This window comes from Aliidiomarina sp. B3213, from assembly GCF_003290085.1.
GTDB lineage: Bacteria > Pseudomonadota > Gammaproteobacteria > Enterobacterales > Alteromonadaceae > Aliidiomarina.
Map to the genome: position 1 here is coordinate 1 of NZ_QMKJ01000010.1, position 433 is coordinate 433.

The window sequence follows — 433 nt, forward strand, 5'->3', positions numbered from 1 at the left end:
ACACGACGACGCAGCGAACGCAGAGATAAGGTAGATGGTGGAGCCATGCGGGATCGAACCGCAGACCTCCTGGATGCAAACCAGGCGCTCTCCCAGCTGAGCTATGGCCCCCTCGTGCTTGTATAAACCACCGATGCCTGCGTTATACTCCTCGCTCAATCAGTCACATACCATTGAGGTATGCTCCTTCAATCACTCGTCGCAAGCCTTGGCCTCGATGCTTTATCCTGCGCATTCTGACATCGCTTTCGTGACGCTTTTATCAGCTATTCACTTCAGCGGTTTTGGCGTTCTGACAAGGCGGAGGCGAGGAAGCATACACCAGTATGCGACGAAGCCGACAACGCAGTTCAGAGCGACAAAAGTAATTTGCGGTTTAGCAAGGCGTTGAGGAGGAAGCATACACCAGTATGCGACGACGAAAACAACGAAG

The 433-nt window shown here is 52.9% G+C and carries 1 tRNA gene; it reads right to left on the bottom strand.

Annotation, left to right across the window (positions count from 1 at the left end):
• Window positions 1-35 precede the first annotated feature (35 nt).
• Window positions 36-111, bottom strand: a tRNA-Ala gene (locus DQX04_RS12335).
• Window positions 112-433: the final 322 nt, after the last annotated feature.